19 protein-coding genes and 1 pseudogene are annotated in these 14,581 nt (G+C 38.2%); all 20 read left to right on the top strand.

What is annotated here, in order from left to right:
• Window positions 1–133: 133 nt before the first annotated feature.
• Window positions 134–625 carry an immunity protein YezG family protein gene (locus ACMZ6Z_RS07765; protein WP_024399182.1) on the top strand — a complete coding sequence of 164 codons (492 nt, stop codon included), beginning with the start codon at window positions 134–136 and terminating at the stop codon, window positions 623–625.
• A 300-nt stretch (window positions 626–925) separates the two neighbouring features.
• On the top strand, window positions 926–1,951 hold the full coding sequence (locus tag ACMZ6Z_RS07770) for a DNA/RNA non-specific endonuclease (RefSeq protein WP_416131999.1): 1,026 nt from the start codon (window positions 926–928) through the stop codon (window positions 1,949–1,951).
• 15 nt (window positions 1,952–1,966) lie between these two features.
• Window positions 1,967–2,410: a hypothetical protein gene (locus ACMZ6Z_RS07775; protein WP_416132000.1), complete on the top strand. Its 444-nt coding sequence runs from the start codon at window positions 1,967–1,969 to the stop codon at window positions 2,408–2,410.
• 96 nt (window positions 2,411–2,506) lie between these two features.
• Window positions 2,507–2,761 carry a hypothetical protein gene (locus tag ACMZ6Z_RS07780; protein ID WP_416132001.1) on the top strand — a complete coding sequence of 85 codons (255 nt, stop codon included), beginning with the start codon at window positions 2,507–2,509 and terminating at the stop codon, window positions 2,759–2,761.
• Window positions 2,758–4,692, top strand: a complete 1,935-nt coding sequence (locus tag ACMZ6Z_RS07785) for a pre-toxin TG domain-containing protein (protein ID WP_416132002.1) — start codon at window positions 2,758–2,760, stop codon at window positions 4,690–4,692. Before ACMZ6Z_RS07780 ends, ACMZ6Z_RS07785 begins: the two co-directional genes overlap by 4 nt.
• A 12-nt stretch (window positions 4,693–4,704) precedes the next feature.
• Window positions 4,705–5,367: a PoNe immunity protein domain-containing protein gene (locus tag ACMZ6Z_RS07790; protein WP_172006807.1), complete on the top strand. Its 663-nt coding sequence runs from the start codon at window positions 4,705–4,707 to the stop codon at window positions 5,365–5,367.
• Window positions 5,368–5,424: 57 nt separating this feature from the next.
• Window positions 5,425–5,616: a hypothetical protein gene (locus ACMZ6Z_RS07795; protein WP_416132003.1), complete on the top strand. Its 192-nt coding sequence runs from the start codon at window positions 5,425–5,427 to the stop codon at window positions 5,614–5,616.
• Window positions 5,613–7,424: a pre-toxin TG domain-containing protein gene (locus ACMZ6Z_RS07800; RefSeq protein ID WP_416132004.1), complete on the top strand. Its 1,812-nt coding sequence runs from the start codon at window positions 5,613–5,615 to the stop codon at window positions 7,422–7,424. The genes ACMZ6Z_RS07795 and ACMZ6Z_RS07800 overlap by 4 nt, the downstream gene beginning before the upstream one ends.
• Before the next feature lie 8 nt (window positions 7,425–7,432).
• Window positions 7,433–7,915: an Imm6 family immunity protein gene (locus ACMZ6Z_RS07805; protein ID WP_256768074.1), complete on the top strand. Its 483-nt coding sequence runs from the start codon at window positions 7,433–7,435 to the stop codon at window positions 7,913–7,915.
• Between the two features lie 79 nt (window positions 7,916–7,994).
• A complete protein-coding gene (locus ACMZ6Z_RS07810; protein ID WP_416132005.1) occupies window positions 7,995–8,402 on the top strand; it encodes a hypothetical protein in 408 nt (135 codons plus the stop codon).
• A 46-nt stretch (window positions 8,403–8,448) separates the two neighbouring features.
• Window positions 8,449–8,877 (top strand): hypothetical protein, encoded by a 429-nt coding sequence (locus ACMZ6Z_RS07815; RefSeq protein ID WP_416132006.1) that lies wholly within the window; start codon window positions 8,449–8,451, stop codon window positions 8,875–8,877.
• 9 nt (window positions 8,878–8,886) lie between these two features.
• Window positions 8,887–9,321 carry an SMI1/KNR4 family protein gene (locus ACMZ6Z_RS07820; RefSeq protein ID WP_416132007.1) on the top strand — a complete coding sequence of 145 codons (435 nt, stop codon included), beginning with the start codon at window positions 8,887–8,889 and terminating at the stop codon, window positions 9,319–9,321.
• Between the two features lie 114 nt (window positions 9,322–9,435).
• A complete protein-coding gene (locus ACMZ6Z_RS07825) occupies window positions 9,436–10,173 on the top strand; it encodes a DNA/RNA non-specific endonuclease (RefSeq protein ID WP_416132008.1) in 738 nt (245 codons plus the stop codon).
• 6 nt (window positions 10,174–10,179) lie between these two features.
• Complete coding sequence (locus ACMZ6Z_RS07830; RefSeq protein WP_416132009.1) at window positions 10,180–10,668, top strand: immunity protein YezG family protein; 489 nt, start codon at window positions 10,180–10,182, stop codon at window positions 10,666–10,668.
• A 20-nt stretch (window positions 10,669–10,688) separates the two neighbouring features.
• Window positions 10,689–10,925, top strand: a pseudogene (locus ACMZ6Z_RS07835) (TIGR04197 family type VII secretion effector); the annotation flags it as partial.
• A complete protein-coding gene (locus ACMZ6Z_RS07840; RefSeq protein ID WP_416132010.1) occupies window positions 10,912–11,115 on the top strand; it encodes a hypothetical protein in 204 nt (67 codons plus the stop codon). The pseudogene ACMZ6Z_RS07835 and the gene ACMZ6Z_RS07840, both read left to right, overlap by 14 nt.
• Before the next feature lie 133 nt (window positions 11,116–11,248).
• Entirely contained in the window at window positions 11,249–12,784 is a 1,536-nt protein-coding gene (locus ACMZ6Z_RS07845; protein ID WP_416132011.1) for a hypothetical protein, read from the top strand.
• Window positions 12,774–13,436, top strand: a complete 663-nt coding sequence (locus ACMZ6Z_RS07850) for a hypothetical protein (protein ID WP_416132012.1) — start codon at window positions 12,774–12,776, stop codon at window positions 13,434–13,436. The genes ACMZ6Z_RS07845 and ACMZ6Z_RS07850 overlap by 11 nt, the downstream gene beginning before the upstream one ends.
• A gap of 24 nt (window positions 13,437–13,460) precedes the next feature.
• Window positions 13,461–14,105, top strand: coding sequence for a hypothetical protein (locus ACMZ6Z_RS07855; protein ID WP_416132013.1), 645 nt, complete (start codon window positions 13,461–13,463; stop codon window positions 14,103–14,105).
• Window positions 14,102–14,560 carry a hypothetical protein gene (locus ACMZ6Z_RS07860; RefSeq protein ID WP_416132014.1) on the top strand — a complete coding sequence of 153 codons (459 nt, stop codon included), beginning with the start codon at window positions 14,102–14,104 and terminating at the stop codon, window positions 14,558–14,560. The genes ACMZ6Z_RS07855 and ACMZ6Z_RS07860 overlap by 4 nt, the downstream gene beginning before the upstream one ends.
• Window positions 14,561–14,581: the final 21 nt, after the last annotated feature.

A 14,581-nucleotide genomic window follows, 5' to 3' on the forward strand; every position in this document is an offset into this window, starting at 1 on the left:
TACTCCGTTATTGGGCGATTACACCTGTTTATGGTTCAAGTTCAGTTAGACCAGATAGTTTCAATATCAGGTATAAAATTGAAGGTGAGCCTATTAGAATCCGTCAGGTTAATAATAAAGCAGGAGGTTAACTATGTTTGAAAATGAATTAAATCAGTTAATAAAGAGAATGGTTGAAGTTACAAATGCAATGATACCAATTAATTGGAAGGATTTATACATTTATACTGAATTACAAGATGGTGAAGGAGAAACGTTATTCTATTATAATAGTTCAGAGGAGGAAGAGAAATATAAATACTCTCATGATATTCCAGAGGAATATAACATTTCATTTTCAGAGTATATGAATGGGTTTAATGAGTTAATGTCTACTTCACGAGAAATACATAACCTGTTAGATAAGAATGGTCAAGAAAAATGGGTATGTATGACAATTATTGTACATAATCAATCAACATTAAAAGTTGAATTTGATTATGCAGATTGGTTAAATAGTTCTTATACATCCAATCAAAGATTAAAATATTTTCAATATACACATCTTGGGAAAATCCCTCAAAATGAATTAGAAATGAAATTGTTTGAAGAGATGGAAGAATTTCAGAAAAAAAATAACAGTTAAAATTCTATTTATAGAGGAAGGAGGTATGGTAGCCTATAGATTTGATAAAATAAAGGGCTAATTGTCAACCCACTACAGTTGACAAAGAGCCTCTAATGTGAGTTTTGTCGCTTTTCATTGTAAGTCATATGGGACTTTTTTCATACTTAAAAGGCTCTATAATCTCCGTGGTGGAGTTATCCACTACAGAAATTATAGAGCCTTAACTCTTCAAGGGCTTTTACTTATCATTCCCTTAATGATGAGAAGGCGGTTTTTGAGGGGAAACGAGACCTTCTTTTAGCGGCTGGTGTTGTTATTTTGAGTATTTTCTGTCCTCCTGCAGGAGCTGTGGCAGGTGTTGCCTTAGCGGCAGCGGACATGTATTCGGCTGCTTCAGGTAAGGACTGGATGACCGGTCGTGAGCTTGATGATGGTGAGCGTCTCATGCGTGGAGCCTTTGCCTTATTTGACTTAATACCAGGTGTTGGTTATTTGAATGACCTAGCCAAGACAGGTAAGGTGGCAGGTTTCGCTGGTATCAAAGCAAGCCTTAGAACCAGCTTCAAAGAAGGCATGGAGCAGGCGGCTAAGAATGTCGATAATTTCAAGGTTGTTCTTAAGAACGTGGATGACTTTGGGAAGCGGGTTGTCACTAAAATTGATGACTTTGGGAAACAGGCGACAGATATTCTTCGCTCAATTCGGGACGAGGCTTATCAATTAGCAGATGGCTCATTTGATCCCAACTTTGGTAAACATATTGCTAATGTTTATATGCCTGGCTCACAGATTGATGAGGGGTTAGAAGCTAGTAAGCGATTTACCTTGAATGGTGGGGGAAATGTTGAGTCAGTTGCAGAACACTGGACAAAGCAAGCTGACGAGATTTTGACTGACGGCAGTCATATGAATGGTAAATATCCTAAGCCTAATGTTATTTATCAGACTGGTGAGCATAATTATTTATATCGTACAGATGAATTTGGACGTATAGATAGAGCTTACGCGGAGAACTTACAATTCAAGCTTCATAATGGACGCTTGTCTCATAAACGTCAAACTCTAGATAAGCAAGTCGGGGACCATGCAGGACATATTTTTGGCGATTTATTTGGTGGCTCTCCAGAGCTAGATAATTTGATTTCACAGGCCAAAGATGTTAACTTGAAAGAATATCGACGTATTGAACGTGATTGGGCAGAAGCTTTAGAAAAATCCAAAAATATTGAAGTTGATATTAAGATAACCTATGATATAGACTCAATGCGTCCTAAAAGTTTTGAAGTCAATTATAAGATTGATGGCGAACCCTACAAGGAAATAATACCGAATATTAATAAATAACAGAGGAGTTAAACGATGGAAGTGTTTGAAGAACAGCTAATGAGTATTCAAGTTGGTATGGTATCTCTTGGATTAGAGTATGTCCAGGGGCAGGCTGAAAAAATTTATATTTATGCTATTGCAGATAGTCTTCATAGTTTTAATCTATTTTTTCAAATTAAAGAAGAAATAGTAAAAATTCATAAAGTGAATACTGTATTACCTCATCCAGTAGATGCTTCTGATCAGATGATGTTTGCGTTGTTGGATTATGGGATTGAAGATATTTCAAAAATTATTCAGTTGTGTCAGCAATATCAAAGAGAACACCCAACTGAAATGTGGCTGATTTACGATAATGTAACTAATAGTCTTGATGTCAAGTATAGTTATGAAGGACGATATTCTAAGGATGAAGAATTGCTTCCTCGCTTAGAGTTTGATAAGTGGTTCAAGGAAGTGAAAAACAGTAGCCTATAGTTTTCTTTAGCAGAGCTTGTTTTTAGCTCTGCTATTTTCCCAAAGACCACCATAGAACTATCCTTTCAACAGCGTCTGGCACCGAAGCTCCAAGCCTTGTCTCAGACCAAATACTATGAGGGCGGGGAGGCTTCTAAGGCGATGGAACATTACGCTAAGATGCTAAACAAGGTCAATGAGGTTGGTGATTTGTATAGTCGAGCCAATAGTGAGGTTTTCTACCTGATGAATCAATGGCTGGAACAGGATGAGGTTCTGGCACAGAACTTCCGAGATAGTTTGCAGGGCGGTGGTCAGCTGGCTGATAATTTGAGGCAGTTGTTCCCACCAGAGGAAGGAGGTAGCCAATGACCAAAAACGTTGAACTTCATCTCCACAAGTGGAGCAAAATGAAGGGTGCTTTAGGTTCTGTCACTGAGACTGGCTCCGGTGGTGGTTTTAGTGGTGGCAGTTACAGCAGCTGGGGCGGTCCAGCCATGTCCTCCTATAGTGGCATTGGCGGTAGTGGTAGTCAGGGCTTTGCGAATCGGATCAAGTCCCTGGTTGAGATTACGGAGAAGGCCAAGCGGGCCATCAATGATCTAGATGTAGACGGGGCTATTGGCAACCTTCACTTCCATGATGACCATGTGACGGCGATTAGCTTGCAGTCTAAACTGACCGCTTTAGAAACCTATGCCGGTAAGGTGCAACAGTACTTGAAGGATAAAATTGACCAGCCTTTCTATGAAAAGTTGGACAAGGTTGGGGATCGGCTAGAGGCCTTGAACATCAGCGACTACAAGACCAGTAACCAGATTGGGTTTAAGAAAACTGAGGTCATCTATAGCGAAGCTGGCCAGTACATGGGTACTCGGGAAGTCTTGGCCAAAGAAGTTGGTCTCAAGGAACTTTATCAGGTTGACAATCCTTATAAGACACGTCTCCAAGCCATGTATGACTCCTATAAGTCTAGCGATGACTATAAAGAGAGCAAGCTGACCGAAGAGGATTACCTCTTTGCCAGTTATCAGACTAGAGCCTTTACTTATCATTCCCTTAATGATGAGAAGGCGGTTTTTGAGGGGAAACGAGACCTTCTTTTAGCGGCTGGTGTTGTTATTTTGAGCATTTTCTGTCCTCCTGCAGGAGCTGTGGTAGGTGTTGTCTTAGCGGCAGCGGACATGTATTCAGCTGCTTCAGGCAAGGACTGGATGACTGGTCGTGAGCTTGATGATGGTGAGCGCTTGATGCGGGGAGCCTTTGCCTTGTTTGACCTTGTGCCAGGTGTTGGTTACCTCAATGACTTGGCCAAGACAGGTAAGGTGGCAGGTTTTGCAGGCATCAAGGCAAGCCTTAAAACCAGCTTCAAAGAAGGCATGGAGCAGGCGGCTAAGAATGTCGATAATTTCAAAGTTCTGCTCAAGAATGTGGATGACTTTGGGAAGAAGGTTGTTCGTCAGGTTGATAATTATGGTAAGCAATTCACAACATTTGGTCTTGATTTAGTAGATGAATCAGCCCTAGGATTATCCAAGGCTGCTCAAGAAGGTTTGGAGAGAGCAAAGGCTTTTTCATTAAATCTTCCTACGATTGGTGTTGTCGAAGATGCGATGACAGGTCAGAGCATGATGATGGCTGATGTTGTGGAAACAACAGTAGGTGATACAGCCATAGGCAGTAAATTAATCACACCAGCAGAACAATTTGTCAAAGGTGCAGGAGATAAGAGTTTAGCTCGGCTTAAATCTCGTCATCACTTCTATACGACAAAAGAGGAGTTTATTGAACTCTTGAAAAAAGGTGATATTCCAGAGTATCTAGGTGTTCACTCGGTTGACGATATTCTAAAACAGCAAGACCTCATTGGAAAAGTTGATGACGGTGTCGAAGAACTGTTGACCAATATGCGTAAGGGTAACTATGGCGAGATGACCACTGATGAAATTTTCCGTCAACGGGGTTATGAGCGTATCAGTTTGGACATCACTGCCGACCTTGATAATGTTACACACCACGGCATTGATGGTGTTTACCATAATCCAGATGGGCATCCGCCGTATATTATCGCGGAAGCTAAGTATGGTGGCTCGCGGTTGAGTTACCTGAAAGATGGCACTAAGCAAATGGAGAGTAAGTGGATTGGTGATAGATTGGTTGATGCTTTGGGAGATGAACAAGCTAATATTATTTTTGAAGCTATGGATGATGGTTTAGTTGGAACGCAGCTAGTCAATATTAAGAAAAATGGAGTTATTACTATCAATAATTTAGATAGTAGTGGTAAAATTATTAGACCATAGAGGAATTTTAAGATGTTGCGAGATAAACAAAAGGATATAGAATACTTTAAATCTAAAAATAGTTTATATATAAAAAATTTGGAAACACGATTAGCAAAAAAGCATTTAATAAAAGATGAAAATAGACAGAATTATTATAGAAATTTAGTGATAAATTATGAAACCCTCTTCAAAATCGGCTACTCCATTGGAGTTGAGACTGATAATCTATTTGATTATTATAAAGGTTGTTTAATTTATTTGAATCAGGTTGCTAAGGAGGGTGTACCATTTTATAGAGCAGTTGATGTATTTGCTTTGGGAGTCCTTTATAGTGAGCGTAAGGAAGAGTTTATTGATGTATTAAAATCAATTTATGACCAATTAACACATACCGATGGTGTGATTGAGTACTATATGGCTTATCTGTTTCATGACAAAATTGTCCCATATCGTTCAGTTTTAGAGTATCAGAATATGATTGGTGATGATTTTGACAGTGTTCAAAAAGCCCAAGGTTTTTGGTATTATGAACATTCAGATGCACCTTGGTATGAGACACATCATTATGACAATCGTGGTTACTATGGTTACTGGGCTTTTGATACGGCGGCAACTTGTAAAATCAAAGGTATTTATGATGAGCGATTGAAAAATTTAGATTATTTCCCTTATGATTTGTTGGTGCAGGAGTAGCAGTAATTAGCAGAGCTAGTTTTCAGCTCTGCTATTTTTCCAAAAGATCACCATAAGATGCTAAACAAGGTCAATGAGGTTGGTGATTTGTACAGTCGAGCCAATGGTGAGGTTTTCCACCTCATGAATCAATGGCTGGAACAGGATGAGGTTCTGGCACAGAACTTCCGAGATAGTTTGCAGGGCGGTGGTCAGCTGGCTGATAATTTGAGGCAGTTGTTCCCACCAGAGGAAGGAGGTAGCCAATGACCAAAAACATTGAACTTCATCTTCACAAGTGGAGCAAGATGAAGGGTGCTTTAGGTTCTGTCACTGAGACTGGCTCCGGTGGTGGTTTTAGTGGTGGCAGTTACAGCAGCTGGGGCGGTCCAGCTATGTCCTCCTATAGTGGCATTGGCGGTAGTGGTAGTCAGGGCTTTTCGAATCGGATCAAGTCCCTGGTTGAGATTACGGAGAAGGCCAAGCGGGCCATCAATGAGCTGGATGTGGATGGGGCTATTGGCAATCTTCACTTCCATGATGACCATGTGACGGCGATTAGCTTACAGTCTAAACTGACCGCTTTAGAAACCTATGCTGGTAAGGTGCAACAGTACCTGAAGGATAAAATTGACCAGCCTTTCTATGAAAAGCTGGACAAGGTTGGGGATCGGCTAGAGGCCTTGAACATCAGCGACTACAAGACCAGTAACCAGATTGGGTTTAAGAAAACTGAGATCATCTATAGCGATGCTGGCCAGTACATGGGTACTCGGGAAGTCTTGGCCAAAGAAGTTGGTCTCAAGGAACTTTATCAGGTTGACAATCCTTATAAGACACGTCTCCAAGCCATGTATGAGGCCTATAAGTCTAGCGATGACTACAGAGAGAGCAAGCTGACCGAAGAGGATTACCTCTTTGCCAGCCATCAGACTAGAGCCTTTACTTATCATTCCCTTAATGATGAGAAGGCGGCTTTTGAGGGGAAACGAGACCTTCTTTTAGCGGCTGGAGTTGTTATTTTGAGCATCTTCTGTCCTCCTGCAGGAGCTGTGGCAGGCGTTGCTTTGGCGGCAGCGGACATGTATTCAGCTGCTTCAGGTAAGGACTGGATGACTGGTCGTGAGCTTGATGATGGTGAGCGCTTGATGCGTGGAGCCTTTGCCTTGTTTGACCTTGTGCCAGGTGTTGGTTACCTCAATGATTTGGCCAAGACAGGCAAGGTAGCAGGTTTTGCAGGTATCAAGGCAAGCCTTAAAACCAGCTTCAAAGAAGGTATGGAGCAGGCGGCTAAGAATGTGGATAATTTCAAGGTTGTTCTTAAGAACGTGGACGATTTCCGAAAACAACTCATTACAAAAGTTGATGATTGGGGTAGACAGACAACAGATTTACTTCGTTCTGTTCGAGATGATGCCTACCAGTTGGCTGATGGTATATTTAATCCTGACTTCGGTAAACATAATGCAACAGTCATTATGCCAGGCTCACAGATTGATGAGGGATTGGAAGCTAGTAAACGATTTACGTTGAATGGTGGGGGAGGGAGTTCAGAAATTGATAAGATCTTACCTAACCCTACCGAAGAGTTAAATATACTTCGGAAAAAGTGGGGCGTACCAGAAACTGATACTATTGCAATTGGTAAAACAGATGTTCCTGGACTTGAAGGTATAATTTTTGAAGGAGGTTCTCCAAAGGTTCGAAAAGAAGCTGGTTTGCCTGATCTGGATGAGGTGATGCCAGACAGGGAAATAAAAAGTTCTGGTAAAGTACCGTCAGCCACTCGGCATGCTGAGGAGGATATCGCTAATAAATTTGTGGAGGCTGTGAATAAACTAGGCTTAAATCCCGAAGATATTGAAGGGACATTGAGGTTACATCAGTCTAATCCTAAAGGTGTCTGTCCGACATGCTTGAGTGGATTAGGGAACCCAGATAAATCTTCAGGCGTAATCAAACAGCTTAGTGAAATGTATCCCAAGTTAGAAATTAAAGTAACTTCAGAAGTTATTGATGGTGTTAAACCGAATGGAAGAGCAGAATTTATTGTAAAAAATGGTATCTATGTTAATTAGGAGGAATGATGGAAACGAATAAAGATTTAGCTTTTTTTCTTCAAATTTTAACCGAAAATATTGTAAGTCTTTTATGCAAAGAAGAATATGTTCAGTTTGTTTTTAAAACTCTAGAAATGACCAATAATTTTTTACTGGGTAAACATACAGACCCTGATACGTTATATGGTAGATTGGAGAATTTAGATGAACAAGACATCTTAACTTATTTTGATTTAGATTCGGTTAGTAATCCAGCAATTTGGAGCTGCATTGCTAATGCAGTGGCTTATATTTGTTTAGTATGCTATGTAGAAAATGGTGAGAAATACTTACCAGAAACCATTGAAGCAGTTGATATTGAAACATTGAATAGTTTTTTTGAAAATTATAAAGTTCTTATTAAAGATTTTGAGAATATCCTTTTTTTAAGAGAAAAAATGATTGCTGATGAGAGGGTAAATTTAGATAATCCCGAAGTAAAAAAATACTACCAAATTTTATTCTCATGATGTGGGTCAAAGGTAATAACAGTTCTTCGTATTCCCAATATAGATAGATTAAAATTTTATATTAAAAGAGATATTTGATTTGGAAGAAGTAAAAAATAAATTGTTAATGTCATTACAAAAAGTAGGGATTAATAAAATTGGTTCATTTGAGTATTTTTTTTCCTATCGGCCTGATGTTGCTTATTCTGATGGTAGAACAATATTTTTTGAGGATGGAAAATACCATGTATTAAATACAGATAGAGGAAAATTGATTCAAGAAGAAGTGTTTGGAACTAAGGATACTCTGAATTATTATTTATTAGACACTTACATTGTTTCTAAAGCGAGTGAGATAGTTGCTAAAGAAATTGGCAATGCATACCATCTTTATCAAGATAAATTTTTTGAAAAGCAAATTGCTCTTTTTGATAAAGTTTCTCCTCTTTATGGTAAGTGGAAGCAGGAGGAGTTGAAGAGACTAATGTCGGAAAATTCAATTAAATAATCCTCTGTTTCATGCCGAGTTTTCCTATTAGAACAGCTTTAAACTATTGCTTAAGATAGCTATAATTAATTTCTCAGTTTCGGGAATCAGTTATGAAGGTAGCAGAGCTTGTTTTCAGCTCTGCTATTTTCCAAAAGACCACCATAGAGCTATCCTTTCAGCAACGTCTGGCACCGAACTTTCTCCCGTTGAAACGTCTAAGCATAGAGCGAAATTTAATGAAGTTAAAGATAATTTAATTTCAGAATGGGAGCAATATACTGGACAAGAGTGGCCAACATATACAGAAGATGTGTTAGGTAAGAATGGAAAGATTGTGCGTCGTGCAGGTGACAAATATGATGCTCACCATATTATAGAAAACTCATTTGGTGGCCAACATGAGTGGTGGAATATACATCCTGCTAAGTTTCCAAATGAGCATCAAGCAGGTATTCATGGCGGAGATTCAATTTCTAGGAATTTGTTTAAATAGGAGGAATACATGAAATTTAGTAATATAAAAAATAATAAGAATAATCAGTTTCATCAGTTGAACACTCAAGAAATTATCTCATCTGAGAGTGAGCTGGGAATTTTATTTCCAGAGGATTTAAAATTATTCTATGAAAAAATAGGATATGGTTTTATTGGAAGCAATATTGGCAATATTAATCGTATTATGGATCCACAATCTGTTCGGGATTTTCGATATAAAGAAAATGATTTTGAATTCTATCAAGATATTGATATATATGATGAGTTCACACAAGATAAGTTAGTCTTTTTTGAAGCTAATGAATCGACATTGTTATCAATCGGATTTTTAGATTATAATATGGGAAAAATTTATTATTATGACAAAGAGATTGCTCACAGTTTAATTGATTTTCTTGATAAGATTTCTGTCAGTGAAAAATATTATTTCAATATGTATTAGTATTTTTGTAGTTTTAATTGGCAGAGCTTGTTTTTCAGCTCTGCTATTTTTCTAAAGTAAGAGCACTATCTTGCCTTAAAAATTGATGATTTTGGGAAACAACTTGACAATCTAGTGGCTGATAAGGTATCATCACTAGCTGACAATGTTGCTGGTAAACTTCGTCATGCGGATGAGACAATCAGCACTGCAGCACAGAATTTCCGCCTTAATATTGGTTTAGAACCACAATTGATTGATGGCTTTATGCCAACTCCACCTCCAGGGAAATTGTCTGGTTTAGCGGATAACATTCAAGCCTTTGCGAAGAATTTGAGTGGTAGTGTGGATGAGGTGATGGAAAGTGGTGCTAAGACCAAAGTACCATACGGAGAGCATATTGTAAAAGGTAAGTATGGGAAGAAACAACTCTTACCAGATATTCAATATGTCAGTGATCAGGGTTACAAATATACAACGGATTCTTTAGGAAGAATTGTATCGGTTGAAGCAGATGAACTAGTATTAGATAAGGCTTCTCGCAATCTATACAGTCAACGAAAAGTTGGTGGTGCAGACAGGCTAGCAGACGATGATGGAGGGCACTTAATTGCCTCGATGTTTAAAGGCTCTGGTGATATCGATAACTTAGTCGCCATGCATAAAGATATAAATCGTAGTGGTGGAGTATGGTTCGATATGGAGCAAGAATGGAAGAAAGCACTAAGTGAAGTTCCACCGAAAAAGGTGTCTGTTAATATTGAACCAATATACGCAAATGGTGGACTGAGACCTACTGAATTTAAGGTAAGATACTATATTGAAGGGAATGACCCTATGGTAAGGAGAATTATAAATCAACCAGGAGGCTAAAGTACAATGAGTAGTACAGAACAAAAGATTCAAGAAAAAATAATTGAAATTTTAAAGAGTGTTGACCAAACCATTCCAGTAGATTGGACAGAAGTTTATATAAATATTGAGATGTCTGAGGACGGTGGTGGTGTCTTTTTTGATTTTAAACCTAAAAATTCATCGTCATTTCACTATAGTGTTCTAATTCCTGAAGATTTTAATGTAGATAATAAATACGTTGAAAAATTATTGGATGAACAATTTGAGTTGGGATATGAATTATGGAAAATATTTAATGATAATGACTTGCCAGCTTGGTCTTCAGTAGTTATTTCGTATGTAAATCAGAAATTGAGTACAAACTTTGATTACGCTTCATGGGGGACTTCTGAATTTAGTCCTACGGATAGACGGAATTTTTATAAATATAAATATTTAAAACTTCCCCCTAGAAGTACTCAGGAAAAAGAACTGTTTAATGAAATGGAACAGTTTCAAAAAGAGAACAATTGATAATCTAAAACTTATCAAGTAGTGGGACGGTTAGTAAAGATGAGCAAACCAAACTGGGTGGTAATGATGTTGCCAAGGCTGTCATTGAAGCTTCTCAGGGCATTGCAAGAGAAGTTGACCGAGTGATTAGCAATATGTCCAGTAGCCTCAAGGGCGTTTCTCAAGAGTTGCAAGCGATGGATCAGACACTGGGCAAACAATTAGACAATCTAGAGAAGAGCTACAGTACGGGGTTTACGATTAATGGAACAAAATGAGTTAGTAACAGCTGAGAAACAGGTGAGCGACCGTCTTAGTCAAACAGAACGTTCATTAAAAGAAACTCGCCAGGCGATGACTGACTTTTCTCAACTGTCTAAAAGGTCAACCCAGTTTTTAGAAGAAACCTTAGCTGCCTTTGGTAGGTCGTCAGAACGCTCTGTTTTTAAACGTATTTTTGATGACTAAGTCTTTCTGGGTAGGAAAACTCAGAAGGATTTAGAACAAAAGCATGAAGACTTGGAGCAGGAGTATCGTCGTCTGACGATTCGACAAGAAGAATTAGCTAAAGAACGGCAACAATTAGAAAGAGAGGAAGCCGATGGGAGTTGAAATGAACCTTGGTCAGTCTGACCATCAAGCTCAAGGGGTGACGGCTGTTTTATCCAATCGGATTAATGCCTATGAGACAATTAGGTCCAGTCTTCAAACCTTTATTGGAACAAGCAACTTACAGGGCCATGCCTATCAATCTGCCAAGGATTATAGTAGTCAGGTTTTAATCCCTTTACTAAAAGGGTGCATTCTTTTGGACGAGGCGATTAGGGAGGCTTGTGCCAAGTTACCGAGTGAGTATCGGTCTCGGGTTGATGTGATTAGCTTGAAGGAAAGCAATCTTAATGATAACATTGACCGAGCTCAAAGCATGATCAACTCTTATCAGAATTTAATTGACTGGGAGTACTGTCGTGAGGAACCTGATTATCATTATATTTCTAATTTACGTGGCTTAAGAAATTCTTATCAGGAGTTGCATGTTGAGTTGACCCTCAAACGTGATAAGCTTGTTGCGTTTAGTGGGAGTTCACCATCGCTTTTTTCAGACATTCATTCCCTTTTGGAGGCTGTTCAGCAGGGGCTTAGACAGGCTAGTCTGTCTTGGAATTCAAAGACAGGGACGTTCAAGATATCAGATGAAGTGGGTATGGCTTGGGCAGATGGGCTTAATCGACCATGGCAGCATAGAGCCACAACACGGGCTCAGGATCTTATTAAGAGGGTTGAGAAAGGTGAAGATTTAAATTCAGATGAGTTGAATGAGCTGGGGCGGTACTTGGTTGATAATCCTAAATCCAAGCTTTATGATAAGGGAATGAGTGCGTTTTTGAAGGCATCAAAATTGGAAGTGGTAGGTGTAGATGGCCTTGTCGCATTTTTAGAAGCCAATGTTGTCCCAACAGCTTCAGAGGAGTTTTTGACAAATTTACTTGAAAAAATAGATGACTCATTCCCAAATCTTTCTAACTATTTCAAAGTTTATGCAGAAAAAAGTAACCAAACCTTTAATAATATCAAATTTAGTGTTTATTATGACGGGAAAGGATATGGTCGTGCGGTTTCAAATTCTCTTTGGAAATCAGGGATTAAATCAATGGCTGTGTCAGGCCCTAGCCTACCTATTGGGAACCTAGTCGACTTTATGGGAAATCCTATAACTCAAGAGATAACTGGGCTAGGGACTGCTTTTATGGCATTAGATTTTTTAGGAAATTTGAAGGAAGAAAATGCAGGTCGTGCTTTTATGCATACTGTAGCCACTACTGCAATGACGACAATCGGTGTTCAAGTGCTTTCATCGAGTCTTCTTTATTCAAGTATTGGAACAGGAGCTATTGCTTCTAGTACTTCTGTTGTAACAGGATTTATGTTAGCCCATCCTTTGGGTTGGGCAGTTTTAGCTGGTATTGGTGTTGGTTTAGCTACCAACTGGGCATATGAAAATAATGTTTTAGGTGTAAAGGATATTGTCAATGAAATGGGAGATAACTTAAATACTCATTTTGAAAATATTGGAAATTCAATACAATCAAGTTGGGAAACAATAGAATTAGTATTTGGGGGTAGAAATGGAGCTTAATTATTCTAACTTACCTACTTATTTACTTGTCTGTTATGATGGCAAAAAATATGTCATGAATTTGACATCAATGAGGGGAAAGAGGTATTATGGAGGCTTTTTACCTCAATCAATTCATCTTGATATGGTGGAAATACCAAATGATGACGAGTCATTTGAAGTGAAAACAAGTTCTCAATCTGGAATGATGATAATTATTTTAGCAGTACAACCGTTAGTAAAATTAATTTATGACTCATTGCAGGAGATATTTTTGACCTTGCATATTAATCAGCAGTTGTTATTAAAGGTTTTCATATTTACGTTGACTTTTCTTATTTCTTTTATTGGTGTGCAGTTCTATTCAAAAATGACTCATAGGGAAGCTCAGCGGCGATTAAAAGATTTAGGGACCAGGCACCGAGAGGTTGTCTTTATTCCGAATGGAAAACGGATTTTCGCTTGGGAACTCTTTTCTCTATTGCACTTTATTTGTTTTCTGTTTTTTGTATTGAATACCAATGGATCAGAAGGGATTTTTCTAATTATTAATGGTCTGATTGCTTTCTTTGGTTTTTTAGGGATGCTCATTACTCCTGCGATAATGGCTAATTATCGCAATGGTGAGTTATTGATTTCGGAAATTCATTACAATCAGGTTGGGAAACACTAGAATCAGTATTTGGGTGGTAGATAAATGGATATTAAAATCAATCAGATAGCAAGCGGTTTTCATCTTATGAGCATAGATGGTAGAAAATTTGTTATGGATAATCGAACGCTGTCTTCTAAGCTCTATTTTTGGGGAAGGAGGCGGCATCAGATAACAGTTGATATAGTTGAAATTGATAGCAATGATACAAGATTTGATGTCAAAAATTCTCCAATTGGATCATCTGCTGTAGTGTTAATGGTACAGCCTGCTGTAAATGTGATTTATAAAAACTTGAAATCTTTATTTGTTAATCAAGAATCTGTTAAATTATTCTTGTTAAAGATTATGATGTTTATTGTCTCTTTATTTGTTAGCTATGGCATCTATTTACTTATTTTTAACTTTGGAAAGAGAAAAATTACCAATCTTTTAGCTGAAGCTTCTCCAAGGTACCGTGTGACATTTACAACAGATGGTAAAAAGAATTATGGTTTGGGAATCATTTTTCTACCTTTGTTGCTTATTTCCGCTTTAGCTTATTTTACCTATTTTGAAACAGCCCTTATTTTAGTTGGTTTATTTGCTTTTGCAACCTACGCTTTTTCATTTACACTTTTACCTATTAGTATTAGTTACCATTTTAGTAATCTTGTTTTTGATAAAATCAAGGAGATTGAAGATTTGTGATAGCATTAACGTTTAAACAATCAAGCATAGGTATTTACCAACTTGTTGAGACATCTGATGGTAGACAGTATCTTATGGATACAAGTTCTGCGAGTCCCAAAACTTATGGTTGGGGATTGCTCCCTAGGAAAGTTACTGTTGAAATGATTGAATTAAGTTCTGGTGTTCAAGCACTTGACCAGACAAAAAAATCATTTAACCCGACGTCGATAGTCGTGTTAGCCGTCCAACCTTTGGTTAAGGCTCTCTATGATGGCTTAAAGCAACATTTTCAAGAGTTTGGTGTGAGCCAACAACTAGCTTTAAAACTATCGCTATTTATTCTATCTGTTGTCATTGCCTACGCCTTATTTCAACTATACATGGGAACTTGTCGCCAACAAGCACAGAAATATTTGCCCTTAGATGGAAAAAAGTGCAGGGCTGTTTTTCGACCAACTGTAACCGCCCAATAAGGAGGTATCTAGTCATCCTCT

This window comes from Streptococcus pluranimalium (genome assembly GCF_047785705.1).
GTDB lineage: Bacteria > Bacillota > Bacilli > Lactobacillales > Streptococcaceae > Streptococcus > Streptococcus pluranimalium_A.